22 protein-coding genes, 1 pseudogene and 1 riboswitch are annotated in these 26,072 nt (G+C 52.8%); of the genes and pseudogenes, 20 read left to right on the top strand and 3 right to left on the bottom strand.

The features are described from left to right. Positions 1 to 550 precede the first annotated feature (550 nt). Positions 551 to 1,963, bottom strand: a complete 1,413-nt coding sequence (gene pyk, locus AC0LWT_RS17985; protein ID WP_474682642.1) for a pyruvate kinase — start codon at positions 1,961 to 1,963, stop codon at positions 551 to 553. A gap of 118 nt (positions 1,964 to 2,081) precedes the next feature. Here pyk and AC0LWT_RS17980 point away from each other — a divergent pair, with 118 nt between their 5' ends. After that, positions 2,082 to 2,864, top strand: a complete 783-nt coding sequence (locus AC0LWT_RS17980; protein ID WP_474682641.1) for a helix-turn-helix transcriptional regulator — start codon at positions 2,082 to 2,084, stop codon at positions 2,862 to 2,864. 817 nt (positions 2,865 to 3,681) lie between these two features. Here the strand turns inward: AC0LWT_RS17980 and AC0LWT_RS17975 are convergent. Next, the gene (locus tag AC0LWT_RS17975; RefSeq protein ID WP_474682640.1) at positions 3,682 to 4,641 is read right to left on the bottom strand and encodes a copper amine oxidase N-terminal domain-containing protein; all 960 of its coding nucleotides are present in this window, start codon (positions 4,639 to 4,641) and stop codon (positions 3,682 to 3,684) included. Positions 4,642 to 4,996: 355 nt separating this feature from the next. Between AC0LWT_RS17975 and AC0LWT_RS17970 the strand changes: the two genes are divergently transcribed. The 13 genes from AC0LWT_RS17970 to AC0LWT_RS17910 are packed head-to-tail and all read left to right on the top strand — an operon-like array spanning position 4,997 to position 19,385. Then, positions 4,997 to 7,732 carry a carboxylesterase family protein gene (locus AC0LWT_RS17970; RefSeq protein WP_474682639.1) on the top strand — a complete coding sequence of 912 codons (2,736 nt, stop codon included), beginning with the start codon at positions 4,997 to 4,999 and terminating at the stop codon, positions 7,730 to 7,732. A 19-nt stretch (positions 7,733 to 7,751) separates the two neighbouring features. Further along, positions 7,752 to 8,027: an acyl carrier protein gene (locus AC0LWT_RS17965; protein ID WP_474682638.1), complete on the top strand. Its 276-nt coding sequence runs from the start codon at positions 7,752 to 7,754 to the stop codon at positions 8,025 to 8,027. Next, complete coding sequence (locus AC0LWT_RS17960; RefSeq protein ID WP_474682637.1) at positions 8,024 to 9,361, top strand: ATP-grasp domain-containing protein; 1,338 nt, start codon at positions 8,024 to 8,026, stop codon at positions 9,359 to 9,361. Before AC0LWT_RS17965 ends, AC0LWT_RS17960 begins: the two co-directional genes overlap by 4 nt. A 17-nt stretch (positions 9,362 to 9,378) precedes the next feature. Then, positions 9,379 to 10,506: a glycosyltransferase family protein gene (locus tag AC0LWT_RS17955; RefSeq protein ID WP_474682636.1), complete on the top strand. Its 1,128-nt coding sequence runs from the start codon at positions 9,379 to 9,381 to the stop codon at positions 10,504 to 10,506. A gap of 4 nt (positions 10,507 to 10,510) precedes the next feature. Next, entirely contained in the window at positions 10,511 to 11,686 is a 1,176-nt protein-coding gene (locus tag AC0LWT_RS17950; protein WP_474682635.1) for a radical SAM protein, read from the top strand. 13 nt (positions 11,687 to 11,699) lie between these two features. Then, positions 11,700 to 12,701 (top strand): Gfo/Idh/MocA family protein, encoded by a 1,002-nt coding sequence (locus AC0LWT_RS17945; protein ID WP_474682634.1) that lies wholly within the window; start codon positions 11,700 to 11,702, stop codon positions 12,699 to 12,701. A gap of 26 nt (positions 12,702 to 12,727) precedes the next feature. Beyond that, positions 12,728 to 13,714 carry an ABC transporter ATP-binding protein gene (locus AC0LWT_RS17940; RefSeq protein WP_474682633.1) on the top strand — a complete coding sequence of 329 codons (987 nt, stop codon included), beginning with the start codon at positions 12,728 to 12,730 and terminating at the stop codon, positions 13,712 to 13,714. Next, positions 13,711 to 14,514 carry an ABC transporter permease gene (locus AC0LWT_RS17935; protein WP_474682632.1) on the top strand — a complete coding sequence of 268 codons (804 nt, stop codon included), beginning with the start codon at positions 13,711 to 13,713 and terminating at the stop codon, positions 14,512 to 14,514. The genes AC0LWT_RS17940 and AC0LWT_RS17935 overlap by 4 nt, the downstream gene beginning before the upstream one ends. A 6-nt stretch (positions 14,515 to 14,520) precedes the next feature. After that, positions 14,521 to 15,333 (top strand): ABC transporter permease, encoded by an 813-nt coding sequence (locus AC0LWT_RS17930; RefSeq protein ID WP_474682631.1) that lies wholly within the window; start codon positions 14,521 to 14,523, stop codon positions 15,331 to 15,333. Between the two features lie 14 nt (positions 15,334 to 15,347). Continuing rightward, positions 15,348 to 16,664, top strand: coding sequence for a type III PLP-dependent enzyme (locus AC0LWT_RS17925; protein WP_474682630.1), 1,317 nt, complete (start codon positions 15,348 to 15,350; stop codon positions 16,662 to 16,664). Between the two features lie 16 nt (positions 16,665 to 16,680). Continuing rightward, positions 16,681 to 18,075, top strand: a complete 1,395-nt coding sequence (locus AC0LWT_RS17920) for a preATP grasp domain-containing protein (protein WP_474682629.1) — start codon at positions 16,681 to 16,683, stop codon at positions 18,073 to 18,075. 20 nt (positions 18,076 to 18,095) lie between these two features. After that, entirely contained in the window at positions 18,096 to 18,362 is a 267-nt protein-coding gene (locus tag AC0LWT_RS17915) for an acyl carrier protein (RefSeq protein WP_474682628.1), read from the top strand. A gap of 3 nt (positions 18,363 to 18,365) precedes the next feature. Then, on the top strand, positions 18,366 to 19,385 hold the full coding sequence (locus AC0LWT_RS17910) for a BtrH N-terminal domain-containing protein (protein WP_474682627.1): 1,020 nt from the start codon (positions 18,366 to 18,368) through the stop codon (positions 19,383 to 19,385). Positions 19,386 to 19,519: 134 nt separating this feature from the next. Here AC0LWT_RS17910 and AC0LWT_RS17905 read toward each other — a convergent pair whose 3' ends face one another. Beyond that, a complete protein-coding gene (locus AC0LWT_RS17905; protein WP_474682626.1) occupies positions 19,520 to 19,876 on the bottom strand; it encodes a hypothetical protein in 357 nt (118 codons plus the stop codon). A 120-nt stretch (positions 19,877 to 19,996) separates the two neighbouring features. Continuing rightward, a riboswitch (TPP riboswitch) is annotated at positions 19,997 to 20,106 on the top strand. A 103-nt stretch (positions 20,107 to 20,209) separates the two neighbouring features. Here AC0LWT_RS17905 and AC0LWT_RS17900 point away from each other — a divergent pair. The 6 genes and pseudogenes from AC0LWT_RS17900 (at position 20,210) to thrC (ending at position 26,051) form a co-directional block, all read left to right on the top strand. Further along, a complete protein-coding gene (locus AC0LWT_RS17900; RefSeq protein ID WP_474682625.1) occupies positions 20,210 to 20,806 on the top strand; it encodes an ECF transporter S component in 597 nt (198 codons plus the stop codon). A gap of 5 nt (positions 20,807 to 20,811) precedes the next feature. After that, a complete protein-coding gene (locus AC0LWT_RS17895; protein WP_474682624.1) occupies positions 20,812 to 22,299 on the top strand; it encodes an ABC transporter ATP-binding protein in 1,488 nt (495 codons plus the stop codon). Then, positions 22,290 to 23,084, top strand: coding sequence for an energy-coupling factor transporter transmembrane component T family protein (locus AC0LWT_RS17890; protein WP_474682623.1), 795 nt, complete (start codon positions 22,290 to 22,292; stop codon positions 23,082 to 23,084). Before AC0LWT_RS17895 ends, AC0LWT_RS17890 begins: the two co-directional genes overlap by 10 nt. Positions 23,085 to 23,292: 208 nt before the next feature. Next, positions 23,293 to 23,421 (top strand): annotated as a pseudogene (locus tag AC0LWT_RS17885) (IS607 family transposase); the annotation flags it as partial. Continuing rightward, complete coding sequence (locus tag AC0LWT_RS17880) at positions 23,381 to 24,493, top strand: RNA-guided endonuclease InsQ/TnpB family protein (protein WP_474682622.1); 1,113 nt, start codon at positions 23,381 to 23,383, stop codon at positions 24,491 to 24,493. The pseudogene AC0LWT_RS17885 and the gene AC0LWT_RS17880, both read left to right, overlap by 41 nt. 160 nt (positions 24,494 to 24,653) lie before the next feature. Beyond that, positions 24,654 to 26,051 carry a threonine synthase gene (thrC, locus tag AC0LWT_RS17875; protein ID WP_474682621.1) on the top strand — a complete coding sequence of 466 codons (1,398 nt, stop codon included), beginning with the start codon at positions 24,654 to 24,656 and terminating at the stop codon, positions 26,049 to 26,051. Positions 26,052 to 26,072: the final 21 nt, after the last annotated feature.

The following is a 26,072-nucleotide window of genomic DNA, read 5'->3' as shown; positions in this document are numbered from 1 at the left end:
CAGACTCGCGTGCTCGATCTCCAATCGGGCTGTGTCGGGTGGATGCTGTAACCGGTTGCCGTGAGATGGCCTATTCGGGCTGTTGAGAAAGTCTGACAGGTTTCCTCTCAGATTAATTTTTATGTGGGGGCCACTCATCTCGAAGAGAAAAATTGATTTAAAACGATCTGAGAGGGATATTTAGCTCATACTTTTGGTGCTTTTTTTGAGCATCCAGGAAAAAAAGGGGTTTCTCAACAGCCTGCTAGTGCAGTCCCTTTTACGCTTTTCTATATGATTTTTCGCATACAAAAGTCATCTTTTACCACTGCAGGGCACGATTATGTTCGGTTTTTCATACTTATTTTTCGATTTTACGAAATCAGCACAATTTCTGTATGAAATTTCGAACAGTTTTCCACGATTCGCAAGTGGCAGCGGTCGGCAGACCGGCTCCCCTCTTATCATTCGAGTTCAAGGGATGTCTACTCATAGCTATAAGCTTTACCGAACCCCCAGTCGACGTACACAAAAAGAACGCCGATCTTGGGGATCGGCGCTCTTTTGCGGATTATACTCGTTCCACTTTCAACAAGTTTGTCGTGCCTGATTTGCCGATCGGGATACCGGCGGAGACGATGGCGAGATCGCCCGGTTTCACATAACCGAGACCTTCCGCCTGCTGGATCGCGGAACGGATAATTTGGTCGGTCGAATCGTGCTGCTCGCCGAGGATCGGGGTAACGCCCCGGACCATGCTGAGCAAATTGATGACCGGCTCGTTCGAGGTGATCGCCAGCACCGGGGCGGACGGTTTGTACTTCGCGATCATTCTCGCGGTAAATCCGCTCTCCGTCGGAGCCAGAATCGCAGCCGCTTGCAGCCGCTGAGCGGATGAAACGACCGCTTGGCAGATCACTTCCGTAATTTCATTCGTAAGTTCGCTGTCAAGCTCCAGCGCAGCGTTGTGCTCGATGGATTGCTCGGTGCGCTCGGCGATGGCGGCCATCGTTTTTACGGATTCAACGGGGTATTTGCCTGCCGCGCTTTCGCCGGAGAGCATCACCACGTCGCTGCCGTCCAGAACGGCGTTGGCCACGTCGCTGACTTCGGCCCGCGTAGGGCGCGGATTGCGCTGCATCGAATCGAGCATTTGCGTAGCGGTAATAACCGGCTTGCCGGCCCGGTTGCAGGCGCGGATCATCTCTTTTTGCGCAATCGGCACTTCTTCCGTCGCGATTTCCACGCCCAAGTCACCGCGCGCTACCATAATGCCGTCGGAAGCTTGCAAAATGTCCGCGAAGTTCGTCATGCCCTCTTCATTCTCGATTTTGGAAATAATCGGCGTGCGGCCCGCCTGATGCTTCTCGAGAATTTCTCTGACGGCTCTGACATCGTCTCCGTTTCTGACGAAAGACATGGCAATGATGCCGATGTTCTCCTGAACCCCGAACTCGATATGCTGGATATCCCGCTCGGTTACGCCCGGCAGGGATGTCCGAATGCCCGGCAGGTTGACGCCCTTGCGCTGCTTGAGAACGCCTCCGGTCAGGACGCGGCACATGACATCGGTTCCGCTTGTTTCGACGACTTGAAGCTCGATGGAGCCGTCGTCAATAAGGACGATAGCGCCCGGCTTCACGTCCTGCGGAAGCCCTGGGTAGTTGACGGACACGCGGTTGCCATTGCCCATAATTTGCTGTGTGGTCAGCACGAAAGTTTGATCTTTAAACAAATCATAGGACGCCTCTTCCAATTGTCCGATGCGGATTTCCGGCCCTTTGATATCCATCAGGATCGGTATCGTGACTCCCATATCCCGAGCGGCTTCGCGGACGGCAGCAATTCTGCGGCGGTGCTCATCCAGATCGCCATGGGCCATATTCAAGCGCGCGACGTTCATGCCGGCGGCGATCAGCTCTTTCAAAACAGGTACGGAATCGCATGCAGGGCCTAACGTACAAATAATTTTCGTCTTTCTCATGATCGGTTCATCCTTTCGGGTTGAATTTACTTGTTGGCTTCATTCTAGTACGAAAGGTGAAAAACGGATATGAAATATAGTATGATCTATGTATCATAGTATTATTGGCGGTGTTCGCATGCAGATCGTTTCTCTTGTTTACGATAAAAGCAGCAATTGGTATGCGGAAGAGACCCATTCGCATTCGGCATGGACGCTGGTGCTTGTCTGCTACGGGAAATGCGTCTACTGGATCCACGACAAAAAAGTCGTATTGGAAAAAGGGCAGACGCTGCTCATTCCGGGAGGAGTCCCGTACTACGGCAAAAGCGTGCCCACCCTGATGCATGAAAAATACACGGTCCGCTTCGAACCGGAGCAGGCCGCAGAGGCGCTTCCTTTGCTGCGGTCCGCAAACTATTTGTGCTGCGCAACCGGCAAATATGAACTAATTCTGGAACGCATCCGCACGATGTACGAGCAGTGGAGCGAACGGAAATCGTACTATTTTGCGATGTGCGAGGCGCTGCTCCAGGAAGTGCTTGTACACATGAACAGGGAGCACGACCAGGGGGCCGTCTCTCATGCTTTGCAGCATTTGGTCGATCAGATGAAGGAGTACATCCAGAACCATTACCGGGAGCAAGTCACGAAGGAGCTGCTTGCCGAAGCGGTCGGCAGGTCACCGAACCACACGGCGACGATGTTCCGCAAAGTGACCGGTCAGACCATCAGTGAGTACGTGCATGCGATGCGCATCAAAACCGCGGTCTACATGCTGCGGCACTCGGCCCTGACCGTCACGGAAATCGCGGAATTCGTCGGGTACGGCGATCCGTCGTATTTTTACCGCGTGTTCAAGCGCATCACGGGGGAAGTGCCGACGAGCTACTTGTCCGACCGTGAAGCAGTGCGGAGGTAACGGGACGGCCGCCGTCATGAGTCGCCGCGCGTCGTACTGGGAGCTGCACGCGGTGTGAACCGCAATGTACTCCAAAGTCGCCGCTGCCGTTTGTTAAACGCCCGGTAGCGTTTGGCGCTCCCCGGCCTCTGGACTATACTGGAAACCCTCGGGAAACGAAAATCAGACTGTTGAGAAAGTGACGGGTTAGGGGGGCTGAATTTGGGGTGCGGCCGGTCTTTTCCAATGCATCTCTCCAGAGCGGGTTATGGCGTTGTTGTACAGTGGGTGGCGAATCTCCGCTTCGCCGAACAGATCGAGCGAAAGCAGGTTGTGGCGTTGTGCAGTGAGGGGGGGATGAGAGAGAAAACCTGCAAAAGTGCAGGTTTTCTCTGTGAAAAAGGCCCATTTTGGCGAAAAGCCTGCAAAAGTGCAGGGATTTTTGCTGAAAGTGGATCTGAGCCTATGTGTTTGGGGAAAAGCCTGCACAATTGCAGGAATTCTCCGTGGCCAGCGATCAAGGACGCAAATTCATGTATTTTTGCAGGTTTTCTTCGCGCAGCCAAGCAGATTGTGGGCTACCGCCCCTGACGCGGAGGTTTTTGGGCAGCCTGTCTTTTGCAGTTTTTTTCGCATCGCGCGCAGCCAGGCAGATTGTGGGCTATCGCCTCTGACGCGGGGGTTTTTGGGCACCTGACTTTCGCAGTTTTTTTTCGCCCCGCCCGCAGCTCCCAGCGCGCTGTGTTGCGCTGCATGATGGCGGTCGGTCGACCACTTCGCGCGGCGCTGTCGATTTGCCGGGAAGTCCCCATCAGGCTTGGGCCGGCGGGGGATTTTGCTACTTAAGCTGGCCTGTCTCTTTGAGGTATTGCTCGACCAATTGATCGGCTTTTATAGTACTTGGTGCCAGCCAGTCAGCGTATATATCACCGAAAGTGTTTAATAAAAAATCATCCGTATATTGGTTGCTGAATGTACCGAATAATTTATAAAGATCCCCCAGCTTAGTCTTCCTTTTCTTCCCGTCTTCATCTGTCCATTCAATAATCTGGTTTAAATCTTGTGTTTGAATCGGCTCCAGTTTTACCGTCAAATAAGTCCCGTTTCGCTGAAAATATATGTTTGCTTCCTGCTCATAACGGTGTCCTTTTAACAATTGCCAACCTTGCATATCTCCTTCAGCAGGAACCGCGTACATTCCGCTCGCAGGAACGGGGTCGCTTTTCACATCTTGCCTTGGAGCTTCTTGAGGGGGAGTCTGTGTTTCGCTGTTAGGAGGGAACTGGTGAGTTGTCTTCCCTATGTATACCGTACGCTCTGCCGAGTCGAAGTTGACCGGGTATTTCATCATTTCAGAAACGGCCCTGAGAGGAACAAAAGTAGTTCCGTTATATAAAATATTGTCGGAATTCAACTCAGTACCGTCGACTTTAATCGTTATCGCGTTTAAATGGACACTGATGGAAGTGTTCGATTTTTCCAATATAGGATCATGGCTGGGGGTAGCGGGAGCCGCATCCCAGGGGCCGACATCGGAGCTAATGGGTCCGATATATACCGTTTTGCTGTTGCCGAAATAATTAATAGGCAGACTCAGCATGGCGGAAACATCGCGAATAGGCACGTAAGTAGTTCCATTGTACAAAATATTGTTGCTGCTAAAAGGCTGATCGTTGACTTTAATAGCAACCTGGTTGATGCCGACATCGATTTTTTGGGGTTCGGCAGCCGCGAGGGCAGGGGATTGTGCGAGCAGCACAGCCGCTAGAGTGAGTCCGGCAATTTTTGCTTTGGCCATTTTAGCATCTCCGTCTCTATATAAAAATGCATGCAGATTTTGTCAATTTATAGTATATCGGGTTTGGGTCGTTATTACCACATTTTTGAATTCGCTTTCATGGATCGTATGTCGCTGACCTTAACGTAAATTGCAGGTGGTGTTCGATCGGAAAGGGGGAGGGAGGTAAGCGGAGGCACGTTTTTAGCAGTTTTCATAAAAATTACTCCATCTAAAATTGCCCGCATGGGCTGAAATTTTTATCAACCAGTGGTGAATTTCAGAATAATGAGAAATTTTAATCAATTCTACAAAATTCTACAAAAGTAGTGTTTTTTTGATGGAGGATATTAGAGGTTCTTTGGAGAATGTTGTTTTGCATACCGGATTATGGAAGAATCATGCCGGTTTGTCGACGATCTGGAACAAAAGGAGGGATTTGAGAGAAGAATCTTGTCATGAAGTTCAAATGGAGATGGAAGAAAGGATGACCATGCTATTTAAACATGTCGAGGAAGCAACAACGGTGGTGAAAGATGCACCGGTCCACATAGCGGCTGCTTTTGGGCTTGGACCGGTAAAGGTGCCCAAAGTGAAGGGAGGGCTGGGAACCGAGCTTCGGGAAGAGCTCCCGGACGGTTCGATCATCCTGAAGGACGGGGCTTCGCTGGAATGGAAGCAGGGAGAAGTCTGCGAATGCCGATTGCTTACCCAGATCGACAGCAGAGGTTTTGAATTGGATTTATCTCAATACCCGGCACTTGCCGAGGATGAAACTGTATATCTAGTTGCGAACCTAAGGTGCGAGTTAGAGCAGGAGACCGTCTTTAGAGCTTTCAACATATTCGGTCGAATTTGGCTGGACGGCAGGCTTGTATTTCATAATTATTTTTCTGCGTCGTTTCGGCTCTTGTTGACGGAAGGCGACCATACGATCGTTATAGCATTGAACAATCCGACCAACGACAGGTCGCTTCGCATCAGCGGCGCAGGTGCGGAGCAAGGGAGCTCTGCTGCACTTGCGCAGGAGCTTGTCGAACGTAATCTCAGGCATAAGCTGCACTTGATCGGGGGCAAGCGTCAAGAGGAAGCGGACCCTCTGTTGGTTTTTTATTTGCTGCGGTTGGACCGTATCGGCATACCGGAGCAGGAAGACGTATGGGTCGAGGTCATGAACGACGAAGACAGTGTCATCGACAGGTTCAAGACGAAGCTGGAGCACCAAATTGTCTATGATATGACCCGAGCAATAGAGCAGACGAACTATGTTGTTCGAATGGCGATTCATTATAAGGATACGGATGGCGGAGTGCATGTGTTTGAGCACAAGGAGCTTGTGCGGCCGGTGTCCGGACTTGTTCTTGAGCTGGAACGGCAGTATGAGGGATTGCTTGCCGAGAGGGCGCTTGATCAAGAGGATCGCACGAATTTGCAGGGACTGCTGGGGGACATTCGGCAAATTGCGTTGATGGAATGGAAACAAATTCAATTTTTTCAAGTCCGGGTAGTGAGTGAGTACTGGGCAGTTTGGCGGCAATGCCTTGAACTGCTCAAGCGGGGAGAGCACTACCTTGATATCGTTGCGGCCAATCGGCTGGGCGAAGGATACTTTTATTCCCGGCTGGACGGCAGTCTTGAGCGCTATACCGTATGCTTGCCGAAGCATTATTCCCGGGACCGTGCCTATCCGCTTATTTTTCTGTTGCCGGGCGTCAGGTACGAACTGGATCTTCCGGGTTTTCGCGACATGCAGTTTGGAACCCGGATGGATGAAGAAGCGATTTACGCCACCGTGTCCAGCCGCGGGGTGACTTTGGGCAGCTATATCGGCGAAGCCTCGTTTCTTGAGGCGTTTGACGTGATTAAGCAGCGGTTTGCCATTGACGAGAACCGCGTTTATTTAACGGGATATTCCAATGGCGCCTATGCTTCCTGGGCTTTGGCTCAAGCGCACCCTTCCCGGTTTGCGGCTATCGCCGTATTGGCGGGAGAGCCTCATCCGGAGCAATTGCCGAATCTCGGCAACATGCCTGTACTGAACATATGCGGGGATCGGGATTATTTGGTCGAGGAAGGGTATCGGCACCCGGAATCCGTACTTGGCGGCGGTCTCTACGAAGGTATATTGGAGACAAACTCCAATCACTTGGACATTTTTCCGTACCATTATCTTGACGCGGTGTTCCGCTGGATGCTGCAATGGCGCAGAAACCCGTATCCATCCAAAATTGTGTACCGAACGGAGCGGGGGCGGCACAACCAAACGTATTGGCTGCAAATTACGAAAATGAACGAAGGCTCCCCGTATGCGCAAGTGAGCGGGGAAATGACCGGGGAGTCAACCTTTGTCCTGGATGCCGTTCATGTCGACGAATTCAAGCTTACCCTGCCGGACCGGCTTGAGTCCGCAGATGTGGAAGTGACGCTTCAGAATCAAAGCTTCTTCTTGGACGCAACGAATAAACGCGCATTTATTTTTGCGAACGAAGCGGGCCGTTACCGGCTTAAAGAGGAAACGACGGCGTCCTGCAAAGGATCGAACCATGGAATGGGCGTGCTCGGAATCTATATGGATTCGCTCCAAATTGTGATTCCCTCACAGTTCGCCTCGCCTCAAGAGGAAGAAAGCGTGCGGACGGCGGCGGCTGTGTTGGCAAGACCGAAGACGAATGCCTGGGACCCGAATATTGTCGTCCAGTATCCGATTGTCAGCGCGGACACGCTTTCGGATGAGGAGGCAGGGGCGTCCAATCTAATCTGCATCGCCACCCGTCTGCACGACCATGAGGTGCTCCGGCGGCACCAAAACAAGCTGCAAATCGCATGTGAAGAAACCGGATACGGGATGTACGGCTCTTTCACCAAAGGGGATTACTGCATCCTGTTCATACAGCCGAATCCGGCGAACCCGAACAAATACATGCTGGTTGTCGCAGCAAATCGGCCCGAAATGTTTAACCGGAATATTATCACGCGCAAGATGGTGATTCCGGGTTACTTCAGCGGGCTGCATCAATATCTCAACCGGGAGATCATCGTCTATGACGGGGCTCTGAAAGCAATGAATTTTCATGATGTTCGTGCCTCCAGTCAAATAGCATCCGAACAATAACCAATTGAAGGGAGAATGAATGATGAGAGAACGAATTATTCAAATGATTAGCGAGGCCAAGAACGATCCGTCACTGCTGCAATCGCTGAACGGCGATTCCAGCATATTGCATGATTCCGGCATGGAGTCATTGCAGTTGATTCACTTTATTTTGCGGGTAGAGGAAGAGTTTGGGGTCGAAATCGACTTCGATCAGTTTGATATGCGGCATTTGGAGTCTGTGGACGCTTTTTGCACTTATGTTGCCTCGGCACAGCCACAACCTCAAGCCCAGCTCAGCGAGAACATCCAATGAGCCGGTCGGGTGCGCACAGAAAGGTTCACTGCGGCACTTTCGACGCGGAGCAGTATTGGCGAGATCCTAATCTCGCCAAGCTGCCGGGGCTGCCTGACGCGGACAATCTTCGGATCGTTTCGGCGATGGACGAGCTGTTGTTTGCGTTTTGCGAAGAAGGCGACGTGCTGCTGACGCGCAGCGCAATGGATCAAGCGCATTATCAATATTTAAAAGATATCGGGTTTGATTTTGCGGTCAACCGCCATGCCCTGGAACAGCATCCCGCACAGGATAACGGGAAGTGCGTCTTTCAACTGCTGTGCGAGGCCGATGCGCAGACCCTTGCGGGGCTAATTCCGGAGGGCGCGGAGCTGGAGCCCTTTGCGGCGATTCCGCTTGTCAGGGAGGCGAGCGAAAGGTTCGGCTTGACCTGCCGTATCCCCGGGATGGAAACGATCCGGACGGTCAATTCAAAGGCATATTCCACGCAGATGCGGGACCGACTGTCGATCCGAAACGATGCTTTGGAGGTTAGCGGAGGCGAGGACGTTCAAAGCAAAGGATGGGAAATGCTGCGTCAGGGTTCTTTTCTGATCAAGGATAATTACGGCGTATCAGGCAAGGGCAACCTGTTTGTCGACTCCGAAAGTATATGGGAGCGCATCGTCAGCTACGTGACTGCGCAGGAAAGGAAAGGGAAGCAGGCCCATTTTATTTTGGAGCCTTTCCTGGAGAAGGCTTTCGACTTTTCGTGCCAGTTTAGCATTGACGAACAGGGCGGGTACCGCCTCTTGTCTTTGCAAAAGCTTGCCAACGACGGGTTTGCCTACCAGGAGTCCTACACGCCGGAAGCGTCGTTTCTCGAAGAGCTGGAGGAGACCGGGTACTTCGATTTGATGAGGCGTACTGCGGAGGCGCTGTACCAAGACGGTTATTTCGGCCATGTTTGCATCGATTCGATGAAGCTGAAGGACGGCACATTTGTGCCTATCGTGGAGATTAATGCCCGCAAGTCGATGAGCTTGATCAAGCATCGGATCGATCGTTATCTGGAACCGCAGGGTGTGCAGGGCAATTTGCGGCATTATTCGCTCTCCATCAACAACCCCGGGCTGCAGTTCGAAGAAGTGCTGGCGAGGATGGAGGCGGCAGGTCTTCTGTTCCGGCCGGGTCAAGCGGGAGGCGTGATCCCGCTGACAGCCAATACGCTGACCATTAATCAGAGGGCGGATAAGCTTTACAAGGGGAGGATTTACGTTTCCGTGGTGGGGAGCGATGCGCAGCACCGCAAGAAGCAGGCGGATTCGCTTTTGGACTTACTCTCCGGACTTTCGCTGCAGCAAATTCACTGACAAGGGGGATCGATGTCATGACTTTAGCCAATAAACGGACCATTCTGGCCTCCGGATTCGGGCTGGGCTTCTACATGCCGGCGCTGCTGTTGAAGAGCCGGCTGGATCAGCGAAGCATCCCGTCCGAGGTAGTTGTCTTCGAGCATTTGCTGCAAAAGGACAAGAAAGGCAAAATCGCCGAGAGCCGCCGGGATTACCACGCGAACTTCGCCGTAGCCAAAATCGCGCAGAAACTGCCGATGGATATCCGGGACAGTCTGGATTTTGAAGCTGTGGACAGGCTGCTGGACGAATGGGAACGGGAAGGCAGGAGCGAGTTCGTCGCGCTTTCGGGACATTGGGTGTACGTGCTCGACAGGTATCGGGAGCGGATAGGGGCCGGGCGCTTGAAGGCCGACCTGCTGTATGTGGATGCGGCTCTCTCCCCCTCGTGGAAAAGCTTGCAAAAACAACTGCCCGATTACAGCGACAGGTACCGGGAAATATGGCTGTACGACACGGTAAAGCCGGATATCCTCTACAGCCTGCCCGTTTCGAACGAGGCGCCCGTGCCCTATGCGGAACGCCCCGAACGCCTGGTGGTTCATGGCGGCGGATGGGGAATGGGCACCTACCTCGGCAAAACGGCCGAATTGGAGGCGCAGGGATACGGCCTCGATGTTGTCGTCGCAGGAGCGGTCGAATCGACCGACCATCCGCAGCACCGTTATTATACGATCGATCCGTCGTGGGAGGCATGGAACAAGGAAGCCGGACAGACGGAGCACACGTTCCCAAGGGTGGGGCAGATTCGCCCGGGAGAGCCGCTGAAATTAGTCGGCAAACCCAATCACAACCTTTTGCACGATGTCATCCGGCAAGCGAAGGCGATCATCAGCAAGCCGGGCGGAGGAACGTTGATCGATTCGCTTAGTTCCGCAACGCCGGTCGTATTTTTGGAGCCGTTCGGACCGCATGAGCAAGTGAATGCTGCTTTGTGGGAGCAGCTTGGTTACGGCATTTCCTACGAGCGTTGGAAGCAGGCAGGCTTCCGGACCGATGTGCTGGAGCCCTTGCACGAGAGATTGCTCGAACATAAAGGCAAATATGAAGAATACGCCGATCATATGCTAGAGGAGCATCGGCTAAATCAAAGGATGGGGTGATTGTATGCAACCGAAAAGCAGTGTGGTCATGGATGATAAAGCATTCGATCTGATGAAACGAACAATGAGGAACATGGCGGTTCCTTATCGGGAACGCCTGAAAAATCCGTTATATAAATCGCCTGTGCCCGAATCGCTGGGCATTAAGCTGACCAACCGCTGCAACTTGCGGTGTATCCACTGTTTCCAATGGAATGAAGACGGGTACCACCAAAATATGGACAAGGAAGAACAGAACATGGACATCGATCTCGACGTCTTCCGCGGTTTGTTGGAAGAGACGCGGGAAGCCAAGTCGCGCTTGTATTTGTGGGGCGGCGAGCCGATGATCCATAAGCAATTTGACAAAATTCTCGATATGCTGGCGGAAGACCCGCGGGAAATGACGATTTGCAGCAACGGATTGCTGATGGATAAATACCTGGACGGCATTATCCGCATTTCTCCCCATCTCGAACTGTTGATAGCTGTCGAAGGGTTGGAGACGGAGCATGATTTCATTCGAGGCAAAGGGACTTTCGGCAAAACGATGAAGCAGATCGAGCGTCTGGTGGAGCTGCGCGATCAGGGAATCTATAAAGGCCGCATATCGGTCCATTCGGTTATCAATGAAGGGATGATTCCCAAGCTGTACGAACTGCTGGAGTTTTTCGAAGAGAAGCGGCTGGATCTGGTGATTCTGTGCTTCCCTTGGTATATCTCGAAGGAAACGTCCGGGCAGATGGACCGCTATTTTGCCGAGAAATTCAGCTGGCTGCGCCAATTGGACGAGAGTCAAATCAACTCCTGGCATGCGTTCAAATACCAGATGAATCCGGAGTATGTGGAAGCTTTGATGGCATCGCTCAAAAAAATCAACGATCGGGTATGGAATATCCGCGTTCGCTATCAGCCCGGACTCGATTACGATGAAATCGAATCCTTCGTCCGCGGAGAGGCGATGACAAGTCGCTGTGCTACTACGTGTCTGGCGCTGTCTACCCGTGCGGACATTTTGCCGACAGGCGAAGTCACTGCCTGCAAATTTTTCTCCGAGTTTGGGGTCGGCAATTTAAAGGAACAGAGCTTGAAGGAGATTTGGGATTCCGAGAAATACGAAAGAATCAGAGAAATCATCAACGTGGAAGGGCTGACGCCGGCTTGCTCCAAATGCAGCGTCCTGTATTTGCACGGAATTTAAGGAGTGACGTTCCATGAGCGAGAAGAGAGAACGGCAGCGCATCGGCGTGATCGGTTGCGCTGCCATCCTTCCCCGCGTGCTGCTTGATCCCGTCAAGGATATCGGGCACCTGGAGGTATACGGGCTGTCCAGCCGCACCAGAAGCAAGGCGGAGGCCTACGCCCAAACCCACGGCGTCCCTGTCGTGTACGATAGCTATGACGCCCTTTTGTCCGACGATCGCATCGATTTCGCATACATTTTGCTGTGCAACGATCTTCATGCGGAATGGATCGTCCGGTGCATGGAGGCCGGCAAGCATGTCCTGGTTGAGAAGCCCTTGTGCCTGACCGGCGAGGAAGTTCGGCGGATTCAAGAGGCTTGCCGGCCGGGCCGGGCGCATCTGCTCGAAGGGCTGATGGTGCAGCACCATCCTTGGCAGCAGGCGATGAAAGAGATGATCGAAGACCGGCGCTACGGCCGGCTTCGCAAGATCGAATCCAGAATCAGCTTTTTGCCGAAGGAGAGCTTCGCAGACAACTACCGCAGCGATCCGGCGCGCGGAGGCGGTTCCTTCTATGATTTGGGCTGTTACTGGCTGCAATTTCTGCAAGGGACCGTCGGGCTGCAGCCCGAATCCTGCCAGGGACATTCGAAGTTTGACGGTCCCGGGGGCTGCGACTGGACGTTTCACGCCGAGCTCCGCTATGCGGAGGGGGTAGAGGCGTCGCTTGTCACGTCTTTCGAGATGCCTTATAAGGCAGCGCATGTCCTCCACTTTGACGATGCTACTGTGAGCATCGACGATTTTTTTCGGGCAAATCTCGGTCATTACCGGATCATGCTCAAAATCGTGGATAAACATACGGGCAGCATGGAGAAAACGGTATTCGAACCGCAAAATTATTATGTCAACCAGTTGAATTTCTTTAGCGATGTGATTGAGGGCATCAAGGATAATGTTTCACCGGAAGCGTCATTCGAGCGGATTTTCCTGCAGGAGAGGATTTATCATTCGGCCCGGCAATCCGTATAACCAGAAGAGAAAGGCAGGCAGTCAGCATGTCGGCAATCGTCGTCCGTCATTTGTCCAAATCGTTTCGCTACTACAAGAAAGAAGTGGGGCTGGCCCACTCGCTCCGCAATTTGTTTTATCGAAAGCCGCTAATCAAGGAAGCCGTGAAAGATATCTCGTTTGAAATCGCCGAGGGGGAAATGGTCGGCTTTCTGGGCCCCAATGGCGCAGGAAAAACGACGACGCTCAAAATGCTGTCCGGCATTTTGTTTCCGACCGACGGTCAAGCGGCGGTGCTGGATTACGTGCCTTGGGAACGGAAGAGAGCGTTCAAGCGCCATTTTTCCATCGTGATGGGCCAGAAGAGCCAACTGTGGTGGGATTTGCCTGCGAACGAGTCGTTCCATCTGAACAAACATATCTACGAGCTGGAGGAAAAAACATTTCAGCGCACCTTGCAGGAACTGGCGGAACTCCTTGATGTAACGGATCTGCTGAGCGTACAGGTTCGCAGATTGTCCCTCGGCGAGCGGATGAAGTTGGAGCTGATCGCAGCGCTGCTGCATGAGCCCCGCGTGCTTTTCCTGGATGAACCGACCATCGGGCTGGATATTTTGTCGCAGCGGAAAATCAGGGAGTTTCTGAAATACTACAACCAACTGCGGAGAACGACCGTGATTTTGACCAGCCACTACATGAACGATATCGAGGATTTGTGCAAGCGGACGATTATCATCAATCAGGGACGCGTAGCCTATGACGGCGATCTCGCGAAGGTGAACCGGCTGATGGATCAGACGAAAATCATGAAGCTCAAGCTGTCGGGCGCCGTCGATGCCGCAGATCTTCGGACTTACGGGAAAGTCAGGGAATGCACCGGACTTGAAGCGGTGCTGGAGGTGGACAAGCAGGAATTGACGGAAATCTCGATTGCGGTGCTGCGGAGTTTGCCGGTTATTGATTTTACGGTAGAGGACGTTTCGATCGAGGAAGGTATTGCCCTGCTTTATCAAAAAGGCGATGTCGAACCATGAGAAGATGGAAAAAGTATGCCAAGACGTTCGCCATGGGCTTGCAGAATGCGATGCAGTACCGCATCAACTTCGCGCTCAGCCTGCTGAGCTGCCTCTTCCCGATCGTGATCCAGATTTTTTTGTGGAACGCTGTGTTTAACAGCCATAAAGGGTCCGACGTGTACGGTTATTCGGAAGGGCAGATTATCGCCTATGCCATCATGGCGGCGTTGTTTTCGAAGATGGTGGCTACCGGCTTTGAATACGAAATCGCCACCGATGTGAAGAACGGGCAGCTTAGTAAATTCGTCGTTCAGCCGATCCGTTACGCGGCGTTTCGCCTTTGTACTTTTTTAGGCGAAAAGATGATGCATTTGGCCGTCATCGCAGTTGTCGCTGCAATTATCGTTGCGGTGATGCGGGATGTGATTCCTCTGCGAATGGATCGCATTGCGATTTGCCTGGCGGCGCTCGTTTTATCCGTTTTTATGAACTTTTTTATTTATTACTGTTTAAGTATGATCTCTTTTTGGCTGCTTGAGGTGTGGGGAATCTTCCTGACATTCAGTTTGCTGGCCAACATAGCCAGCGGAGGGGTGTTTCCCCTCGATATGTTTGGCGATACGGCCCAGGTAGTGCTGAATTGGCTTCCTTTCAAGTACATTGTCTATTTTCCGGTAAGCGTGCTGCTGGGCAAAATCCCGTTTGAGCAGATGGTAAGCGGTCTGGGCTTCCAGCTTCTCTGGATCGCGGTGTTGACGGCCGTTTCGATGCTGTTGTGGCGCAGCGGGATGAAGAAGTATGAATCGGCCGGGGGGTAGCGAAAGATGCGGAAGATGCTCAAGGAATGCAAAAGATACCTGCTTATCTACGGGGTGTTTGCCAGAAACAGTATCAGTTCCATGATGGAGTACCGGCTTAATTTTATATTCGGGATCATGATCGAGTTAGGCTTTTTGGCTGTCAAATTATCTTATGTGTACGTCATATACCGGATCGGCGTGCAGATCAACGGTCTGTCGCCTGACGAAATCGTTTTGTTTATCGGTACGTATACGATTATGGCGGGCGTGTATTCCACGCTGTTTTATACGAATTTTGTACAGCTTCCGGAACATATTCGGACGGGAACGCTGGATGTGATGATGACCAAGCCGATATCGCTGCAGTTCATGTCAACGATGCGCTCGATTGATATCGGTTTCTCGATCCCCAATCTGATCGGAGGAATCGCGATGGTGGTCTACGGATGGAACCGTTCGAACGTCCCGCTGACGCCGATGAATTTGATCGGTTTTATCGGATTCCTACTGATCGGGGTCATTGTGACCTATGCCGTATTTTTGCTGCCGCAGTTAGTCGCATTCTGGACGGTGAGAACGGGCGGGATCAATGAGGTTTCGAACGCTTTGTTCGATTTTAATCAAATGCCTATGGGGATCTATGGGAAAACCGTGCAGGGCGCCGGAACATTTTTGATTCCGGTGTTTCTGATTTCGAACTGGTCGCCTCTCTTTGTGCTGGATCGCATGAGTCCGGTTCAATTCTTGTGGGGGCTGCTGGCTCCGTTGCTGTTTATGCTGATTACAAGGGCAATTTGGAAAATCGCAATACGAAATTACACCAGCGCTAGCAGCTGAAGGGAGCGACTAAGATGAGTCCTACGGGAATGGAAAACCATAATGCCGGGAGCGGCGACGTATCGACGATTGTGGAGCAAAGACGGCTTGACGACGATCGATTGCAGAGTGTCATTCAAACGTACGGAACCCCGCTTTACATATATGATGCCGACTCGATTCGGCGTAATGCGGAAGATTTGCGATCTTGTTTTCCGAAAGAAGTGGATCTGTTTTATTCTTTGAAAAGCAATCCGCTCATCGGAATTGCCCAATTGCTGCGCAAGATCGGCTGCCATGTCGAAATCGCTTCCGGCGGGGAGCTTGCCTTGGCGCTCGCTGCGGGCTATCCGCCCGAGGAAATCATCTTCACGAGTCCCGGCAAGACGGTAGAGGAGCTGGAGTATGCAATAGCTACGGGGTTGTACAGCGTAAATGTAGAGAGTATCGAAGAGATTGCGATGATTCAAAGCATAGCACAAAGAAATGGAGTTATCGCCGACATCGCGATCAGGATCAATCCGGATACGCAAGGGCAAGGGCAATCGGCCAGCATCCGCATGACGGGCGTTTCTTCCCAGTTCGGGATCGATGAGCGGCTCGTACCCGAAGCGATAGAAGCTGCTTTGCAGGCCGACCATGTGCGGTTGATCGGTTTCCACGTCTACGTGGGTACGCAAATTTTGCAGGAAGCCGCCATCATTCGGCAGTTCGAGGAGACGATTAAACTAGGACTGCGTTATATGGAACAATACGGCCTGAGACTTGCCTTCCTGGATATGGGCGGCGGGTTCGGCGTGCCGTATTTTCCTCCCGAACAGGACATCGATTTGCCGCTGCTGAAGCAGGGAATTGCCGATGTATGGCAGCGGTACAAGGAGCGGTTGGCGGGTACCCGGGTAGCTATCGAGAGCGGAAGGTTCCTGCTGGCCGACAGCGGCGTGTTCGCCGTTAAGGTGCTGTACCGGAAGTCCTCCAAGGGCAGCACGTATCTGGTCTGCGACGGCGGCTCTAACCAGCATGCGTCGTCGGCTTTTTTGGGGCGGTACATCCGCAACAATTTCCCGATGCGGGTGCTTGGCAAGGAAGCGCGGACGGAGGAAGTCTATGTAACGGGGCCGTTATGTACGGCGACGGATATTTTAGGGCAAAAAGTGCAGCTGCCGGAGGCGGAAGCCGGTCAAATTGTTATTATCGAAAAATCGGGCGCCTACGGGCTTACGCACAGTCCGGCCATGTTTCTTAGCCATCCTCTGCCGGCCGAAGTGCTCGTAGACGGCGGCAATTGTTACCCGCTGCGCGAGCGGGGGCGTTTTGAGGACGCGCTGCGCGGGCAGTCCGGTCTATTTTGAGAGAGGAGGCGAGGGTATGCAGGAGTCTTTTTCTTTACTTCCGCGGCTGACTGCGGAACGCGATCGGGGGACGATTGTCTGGTTATGCAACATCGGAGCCGAGCAGTTCTGGCACCGTCAGAGCAAAGGGATCGTCGATCGCGAAGAGAACCGCGTTGTCGGGCGTATCGAGGAGATGAACTTGCTTCTTTGCCGCCGGCAGGATGTGCTGATCTTGCGCGAGCAGCCGGACGCCGCTTTTTTATCGGACCTTGCGGGGCTCGGTTTTGACATTCCGCGAATTTGGATTCCTGGCCAAACCGATGCGGAAACACCGATTTCTATGCTGGTGCTCAAGGACGAGCAACTGCTGCGAAAGCTGGAAGAGCTGCGTGACGAAAGCGAAGAAGTATATTTTGTCCCCTACGCAGTGACAATGCTGGAAGAAGAGATTGCACAGCGAAGCGGTTTGACGCTGGCAGGTCCCTCTTCCGCTTTGGGGGCGAGGGTCAATGACAAAATCTTCAATCGGCAAATGGCCGAAGAGCTTGGATTTCCGGTTTGCCAAGGCGCAATCTGCGGCACCGTAGAGGAGTTGCGGACGCAGTATCGGGCATTGAGACAGACGTGTTCGCAGGTGATCGTAAAGGAGCCTTACTCGGCATCAGGCAAAGGATTGTACCTGATCGACAGCGACGAGCGATTCCATGCGCTCTGCAACCGGCTTTCCAGAATCGCGGGCCGTTCCGGCCACCCCGAGCATCCGTGGATCATCGAACAGTGGCTGGACAAGCGGGCGGATGTGAACATTCAACTGTTCGTTAACACCGACGGTTCGGTGGATGTGTTCTCGATCAAGCAGCAAATGCTTAACGGCACCGTGTACATAGGTTCCCTAACGCCGCCTCGGCTGGAGCCTGCTGCGATGCAGCGGCTTCAAGACTACGGAGTACGTATCGGGGCCTACTTGCACGGGATCGGTTACAGCGGAGTGGCCGGTGTCGATGCGATTATTACACGCGATGACGTCATTATTCCGATCATTGAAATTAACGGGCGCTTCACATTGTCAACGTACTTGTCGTTCGTGCAGCGTATATTTGCCGGAAAAAAGCTGTACTCGCGCTATTTCCGGCTGGTCACCGATCATGCAGTCGATTATACCGCTCTGCGGCAAATACTGGCGCAGGACGGATTGCTGTGCGAACAGGGAGGGGAAGGCATATTCGTGTACACTTCGGGAACCCTCCCTTCGATCAGCCTGTCCGGCGAGCAGCGCTATATGGGCCGCGTTTTTGCGCTGATCATAGCCGATGAATGGGAGACGGCGGAGCAGTTGGAGAATCGGCTGGAGCAGACCTTGCGCCGGTTATATGCCCAAACGCTTCCCGGAAGCCCGGCGGGCGGAGCCGCTTTTGCGCATACACAATGAAAACAGAAAGGGTGAGTGGAGTGATCGTTGTAGAGAGCAAGGAGCTAACCGAGGTGGTGGCCTCTGTTTTAGGAATCGACGCAGAGACGATGTCGGCCATTCATGAGAAGACCGATCTGCGGAATTACAATCTGGGCTCTATCATGGCAATCGAATTAGTCGTTGCTTTGGAAGATCGGTTTCAGATTGTCATCCCGGAAGAGGAGCTGACCTTCGAAAACATATGTACCATAGAGAGACTGAAGCAGTTGGTTGAAAGACGCAAGTCTTCATTGGGGGAGGGATAGCAGATGTCCTCCGCGATGCTTCAAGTCCATATTCAACCGGGCACGCACTGCTTGTTCGGCAGCATCCGGAACGCGCTTGCTTCGAACTACGGTTATTCGATTTCCGAGGCAGAGCTATATTTCATGTGCGACGGGATGAACGTAGAATATGACCCGGCGCACAGGCCCTTCTGGGTCGGCCGTTCAGGCGAGGCTATGCTGCAGCAGTTCGCTTTGCACGGCCCTGCGCGTATGCGCTATGACTTTCGGATAGACGGGGAAGAGGAGAAAAGGGAGCTGCTGCGCGATCTGCGGCAAACGCTGCTCTCCGGCCACTTGGCGCTGCTGTTCGTGAACAGCAGCTGCCTCGGCTTTCACAAGGTATACCTGGAAAATCCGGGCCGGCAGCACGTAATTATTCTCTACGGACTGGATGAAAATAACGACGTGGCCTATGTCGGCGATTCCTTTCTGTTAGATGACGGAGGGACAGTGCTCACCTATAACGGACCGACTCCTCTTCAAAAGCTGCTGCAAGGCGTATATGGTGCGGCCTTCATGGACGGGTTGCACACCACCGATGCTTCACGGAAGGAGAGTGTGACCGGGCTCGCGGCTGAACGAATCCGCCGGTTTATTTCCGGAAAAGCGCTCAAAGCCGGCGTCGAACACGGACATTCGGCTTACATGGCCCTTTTCGACGATTTGCAGCAGAGCATGCCCGCAGATGATAGCTCCTTTACGGAACGCTGCCAGGAAGTTTACTACTGCTTGAGAATCGGCGGCATCCTCCATCAGCTTCTATACACGAGGCAGTTTGCCGAGCAGTATCCCCGCGAATTTGCGGCGTCAGACAAGGATTGGCCGGCACTGCTCGAAGAGGAGGAGACCTTGTGGAAAAAGCGCCTCTGGCAGCTGTATAAACTTGGACTGCAGCGAAGAAAGGAGGGCTGGCCCCTGTTTCTGGAGCAGACCAAGGAATTAATGGACCGCGAGACCGGGCTCCTGCGGGAGTACGCCGGCCATCTGCAGGCCATTGGCTGATACGCGGGCAGCTCCCGGAGCGCGGCGCTGCGCTGCGTGACAGCGGCCGGCCGATATGAGAAGAGGACCGCCAAGTTCGCTTGGCGGTCTTCAGGTTGTCCAAAAAGCCTCGCGTTCAGAGGCGATCGCTATCATCATCTGCCTGCTGCACGAAGAAAACCTGCAAAAATACATGAATTTGCATCCGTAATCGCTGGCCGCGAACAATTCCTGCAAAAGTGCAGGCTTTTCACCGAACACATGGGCTCCCGAGTCACTTTCAGCGAAAATTCCTGCACTTTTGCAGGTTTTTCGCCAAAATAAACGATTATTACAGAAAAAACCTGCACTTTCGCAGGTTTTCTCTGTACCAATCTGCTTTCTGCCCGGTTGCTTCCTGCCCAGTTGCGCAGTTCCACGATCTGCGCTTGGAGTGATGCGCGCAGGATCAAGATAACCCTGTTCGGATTTTTGGCGCTGTCAGCGGGGGATTCATATCTTTTGTGAATCATTCCGGTAGGTCTTTGTAAATCTGCCCGTCCGATAAAAACGAAGCTGTAAAAAAATGCTGCGGCAAATCTGCAAAAAAAGCCTTGCGAAAAATGTGTTTTTCGTATAAAGTATAGCCAAATGAATAGCTACACGGGTGCTTGATGAAGTCAGGCTGAGATAGCGGCCTTATGCCGCTGACCGTCAAACTGATCTGGGTAATGCCAGCGTAGTGAATGGTGTGCTTCTTCAAAGTTGCACTGAACTTATGCCTGCCGCATGCCCGGTGGGCTTTTTCGTGTTTGCCGGACATTCATTTAATGCATATTAAGATTGAAAAGGGAGTTGATGGCAAGATGGCGAATGCGCAATCTTCATCCAAAGCTTTAAAATTGACCGATATCCTGGTGACCATCGTCATTGCGGCGGTATTTGGCGTTATTTACAGAATTTGGGGCCCTATTTACGATATTCTCAAACCCATAGGGCTTCAGGCGGAGCAGCTCAGCTACGGGATGTGGTTTATTGCCGCCACGTTCGCGTTCCTGATCATCCGCAAGCCGGGCGTTGCGATTCTCGCCGAGGTTGCTGCCGCTACGATTGAAACGTTCTTCGGCGGCGAATGGGGGATTTCCACGCTGGTATACGGGCTGCTTCAAGGTCTCGGAGCCGAAATCGTGTTTGCTATCGTCCTGTACCGGAAGGCGAACGTAGGCGTGGTCGTGCTGGCTTCGATCGGATCGGCGCTGCTGTCCTTGATCGTAGACGCCTATTACGGCTACATCGAGTCTCTGACTTTCTGGAACTACTGCCTGTTCATCGGCTTCCGTCTGCTCGGCAGCATCCTGATCTCCGGCTTCTTCTCCTATTATTTGGCGGCGGCTATCGAGCGCACGGGCGTTCTCAACGCCATCCGTCCGGCGTCCCAAAAAGATTACGACCAATTGAGGTAAAGCTTATGATCCAAAATGCAGCAGTCGGCGTTACCGACCTACGTTTGAAATATCCCGGAGACGATGCCCCCCTTTTATTCAAGGGGGTTTCCTTTTCATTCCGCCCCGGAGAAAAAGTGCTGCTGCTCGGTCCGAGCGGCTGCGGAAAGTCCACCCTGCTGCAGGTGCTGAGCGGGATGGTTCCAAGCATCGTGGAGATTCCGATGAAAGCGGAAGAGCTCCGGGTCCCCGAACGCTGGGGATACGTTTTCCAAGATCCGGACACCCAGTTTTGCATGCCGTACGTCGATGAAGAGATTGCTTTCGTGCTGGAAAATATGCAGGTTCCGCGGGAACAAATGCCTGCGCTGATCCGCCGCTATCTCGAAAAGGTAGGCCTTCATCTGGACGATATTCATACGCCAATTCAACAGCTTTCGCAGGGCATGAAGCAGCGGCTCGCAATCGCCAGCGTGCTGGCGCTGGAGCCGGAGGTGCTGTTCCTGGATGAGCCGACCGCTTTACTGGACGAGGAGGGCACGCGCCAGGTGTGGGAGACGATCCGGGCCGCAAGCCCGGGAAAAACGCTCCTGATCGTGGAGCACAAAATCGGCGGCATTCTCGATCTGATCGACCGCATCATTGTGCTTTCCCCAGACGGCGAGGTGCTGGCCGACGGCAAGCCGGAGGCGGTGTTTGCGGAGTACAAACCGAAGCTCCGGGAGTTCGGGATCTGGTACCCGGGAGTGTGGGACGACTACGCTGCGGGCCCGATGGAAACCGCATGGGACGAGGGGCCGCCGCAGGTCAAGCCGCATGACGGGGAAGTTCTCATGGAGATGCGGGATTTCCAGGGTATCCGCGGCGGAGAAATCAAGATCCATGTGGATCGCTTATCCGTCCGTGCCGCGGAATGGATCGCCGTCGCCGGGCACAACGGAGCGGGCAAAAGCTCGCTGCTCCTGGCCATCATGCGCCTGATCCGGACCAAAGGGCTCTGCTCGATCGCAGGGGTCACGGGCAAAAAAGTGGAGGACGCCGCGGCCAAAGCGGCTTTCGTGTTCCAGAATCCCGAGTTTCAGTTCGTGACGGGCTCCGTGGAGGACGAAATCGCTTATTCCTTGGAGGACGCGCCCCCAAGTCTGACGGAAAAGCTGCTGCAGCAGTATGACCTGCTCGGGCTTCGCGACAGGCATCCGTTCCAGCTTTCCATGGGGCAGAAGCGCAGGCTGAGCGTGGCGTCGGCTCTCGTGCGGGGGCAGCGCGTTGTGCTGCTGGATGAGCCGACGTTCGGGTTGGACGCGCGCAATACGTTCCGCATGCTCGGGATGCTGGAGCAGTTGCGCAGCACGGGAACTGCGATCGTCATGGTGACGCACGATCATGAAATCATACGCCGCTGCGCGAGCCGGGTATGGCACGTTGCAGAAGGCCGCGTGACGGACCAATCGCCGCAGCAGTTCCTCGCGGCATTCGCCGCCGCCGCGGAAGGAGGGGCCGTCCTGTGCAACTGACGTTCACATATCGCGAAACATGGCTGCACCGGGTAAACCCGGGCATCAAGCTGATCGCCTCCATCGCCTTATTTGCGGTGGTGGTGCTGACTCATAATGTCAATGTTATGATCTATTTAACGTTGGGAACGATTCTCCCGCTGCTGCTGTTCACGGGCCATCCCATGAGGCGGCTGATGCTGTATATTTCTCCCTTCGCGCTCATATTCATTTCGTCGGCGTCAGGGATGACGATGTTCGGCAGCGGAAGCACGACCTGGTTCCGGTACGGGATTATCCACATCACCGAAGAGAGCTTTTACAGGGGCGTTCATCTTGGCCTTCGGGCGCTGCAGATAGCTTCGGTCGGGCTGCTGTTCAGTCTGACGACGCGGCCTGTCGCCCTGTTTTATTCGCTTATGCAGCAGTGGAAAGTGCCTCCCAAGTACGCGTACAGCTTCCTGGCCGCCCTGCGGATGATTCCGACGCTGATCGAAGAGTTCCAGACGCTACGTTACGCGCTCAAAATTCGCGGCCGCAAACGGCGGAATCCGCTTACCGGCTGGTATGCGACGCTGCGCATGTATTCGATTCCGCTGCTCGCCCAAAGCATCCGCCGCGCTCACCGGACAGCCGTCGCCATGGAAGCGAAACGCTTCTCGGTCGGCAAGCTGCGGACGTATTACTACACGATAGGCTATTCGGCTTTTGACGGCTTGTATTTGCTGTGCATAGCGCTGCTGCTTGCCCTGTCTTATGTGCTGGGCACCGTATGGCCGTTTGCGGCAATAACCGATGTGCGTTAGCATTCCCCTGCCGGCCGGTTTTCGCCGAACCGGCTTTTTTGCTTTTGCGGAGAAGAATTGATTTTCTGTTATAATAGGATCAATAAGTTTATGAGGGGGTTCGAAAACAGTCATGTAAATCCCATTTAAACTATTATAATCTCTATAATATTTGTTATAATGTTATATTGGGATAAAAGATCATTTTGGATATTGGCAGCGGCATCAACTACAACAGATCGTTATAGTATTCAGTTGTCGATTGAAAGGAAAGCGGGCGAATAAAGCCAGGAAACTGCTCAAGGAGTTGATGGAAGATGATTTTGGCGAAAAAGGTCAGAATTCGGCCAACTCCTGAACAGGAACAACAGTTGTGGCGTTCGGCTGGAACGGCTCGGTGGGTGTACAATTGGGCGCTTGCCCGACAGGAAGAAAATTACCAGAACGGCGGGAAGTTCATTCCTGACGGAGACTTGCGGAAAGAACTGACGAAGCTCAAACAGACAGAAGAATATGCGTGGCTATACGAAGTGTCCAACAACGTGGCGAAACAAGCTGTCAAAGACGTTTGTGAAGCATTCAGGAACATGTTCAAGGGACATGCGGGGAAGCCGAAGTTCAAGAGCAAAAAGCGTTCCAAACCTGCATTTTATCAGGATACGGAGAAGTTGAAGGTCGGAAACGGTCAAGCGTTACTTGAGAAGATCGGCTGGGTAGCAACATCCGAACAACTTCCCGTTGGTGTGAAGTATAGTAATCCGCGCGTATCGTTTGACGGGAAGTATTGGTATGTCTCTGTGGGCATTGAACAGGAGCAGGAGAAGCTGGAACGATCGGGCGAAGCCATAGGTATTGATGTAGGGATAAAAGAGTTGGCGGTATGCAGTAATGGGATGGTGTTTAAGAACATCAATAAGTCTGCTGCCGTAAGAAAGACGGAGAAACGCTTGCGTCGGTTGCAGCGCAAGGCTTCCCGTAAATACGAGATGAACAAGGAGGGGAATCGTTTTGTCAAGACATGCAATCTTGTAAAAGTCGAAAAGTCAATGCGTTTGCTTCATCGGAAACTAACGAATATCCGTACCAACCACATTCATCAAGCGACAAGCGCAATAGCGAAAACCAAGCCGAGCGCTGTAGTGATGGAAAATTTGAATGTGAGCGGAATGATGAAGAACCGCCACTTGAGCAAGGCGATAGCCGGACAGAAGCTGCATGAGTTTGTGCGGCAGATGAAATACAAGTGCGAGAAGATCGGCGCGAAATTTTTGCAAGCTGATAAATGGTTCCCATCATCAAGATTGTGTTCATGTTGTAGTCAGGTTAAGCAGAATCTGAAACTATCTGACCGCATCTACGAATGCACTTGCGGATTAATGATGGATCGTGACTTGAATGCGGCGATCAATCTATCTAAATTGGCGGGCTGACACGTAAACGTCATCGTCAATATGTAGGATTCGTTGCATCCGAATTTACGCCTGTGGAGTGTTATATCAAACGCGAGTAGCTCTGGCAAAAGCGGACACGTTGAAGCAGGAAGCAAACAAGGATTTATAGACTTTTATAAGTTCTTGGCAACGGATGACTATGGAGTTTAAAAGTACGCGAGGCAAAGTTGATAAAATCGGGTTCATCGATACGGTATTGATGGGATTGGCGGACGACGGAGGGCTATTGATCCCGAGCGAAATCCCGCAAATCCCGCAGGACAAGCTGAAGCAAATGGAGCAGTTGTCCTACCAGGAACTGGCCTATGAGATTTTTTCGTACTTTACCAATAACGAAATTCCGCAGGAGGATCTGAAGGAGCTGATCCGTCAAAGCTACTCGACGTTCCGCGACCCTGAAGTGACGCCTGTCCGCAAAATTTCGGACAACCTGCATGTGATGGAACTGTTCCACGGTCCGACATTCGCTTTTAAAGATGTTGCGCTGCAGTTCCTGGGCAATCTGTACTCTTACGTGTCCAAGAAGCAGAACAAAATTATTCATATCCTTGGAGCGACTTCCGGCGATACGGGCGCTTCCGCTATCGAAGGCGTCAGAGGCAAGGAAGGCATCCGCATCTGCATTTTGCACCCGCACCAAAAAGTGAGCCGAGTACAGGAGCTGCAAATGACGACCGTACACGCGGACAATGTGCTCAACCTGTCGGTCAAAGGAACATTCGACGACTGCCAGGGAATCATTAAAGACCTGTTCGGCGATGTGGATTTCAAGAACAAATACCACCTGCGGGCAATCAATTCGATCAATTTCGTCCGTATTTTGGCGCAAACCGTGTACTACTTCTATGCGTATTTCCGCACAGCCAAGCCTTCCGGTGCTGAAAAGCTGAATTTTAGCGTTCCGACGGGGAACTTCGGTGATATTTTTGCGGGCTATTTGGCGAAAAGAATGGGGCTGCCGATCGGCAAGCTGATCCTCGCTACGAACGAAAACAACATTCTGGAACGGTTCGTCCATGAAGGAGTGTACAAGCCGGGCGAATTCGTCAGCACGTACAGCCCGTCGATGGACATTCAAGTGGCAAGCAATTTTGAAAGATACTTGTACTATTTGACAGGGGAAAATGCCGCAAAGGTTTCGGAATATATGGCCAAATTCAAAGCCGAAGGCGAGATCCGCATCGACGCGGAGCTGCTTCGTCAGGTGCAGGCCGATTTTGCCGCTCACGGCGTAGGCGGAGACGAGTGCTTGCGGACGATCGGCACGTACTACAAGGAGAACGGATATTTGCTTGATCCCCATACCGCGTGCGGCGTAGCTGCCTATGAGAAATGCAACGGCGCGGGCGAAGTATGCGTGACGCTCGCTACCGCGCATCCGGCCAAGTTCAACGAGTCCATCGAAAAATGCGGTATCGAGCAGACGTACCCGGAGCAAATCGCTCAATTGCTGGACAAACCGCAGTACCAAGTGATCGTCGACGCTTCCGAAAGCGAAATTGTCGGACAGCTTGAAAAATTTTATACGCTGGCTTAAAAAAGTGCAAAATGAAACGCC

The organism is Paenibacillus sp. sgz302164, from assembly GCF_056120505.1.
The sequence above is the reverse complement of the archived record's forward strand: the minus strand, read 5'-3'. Positions and strand labels throughout refer to the sequence as shown.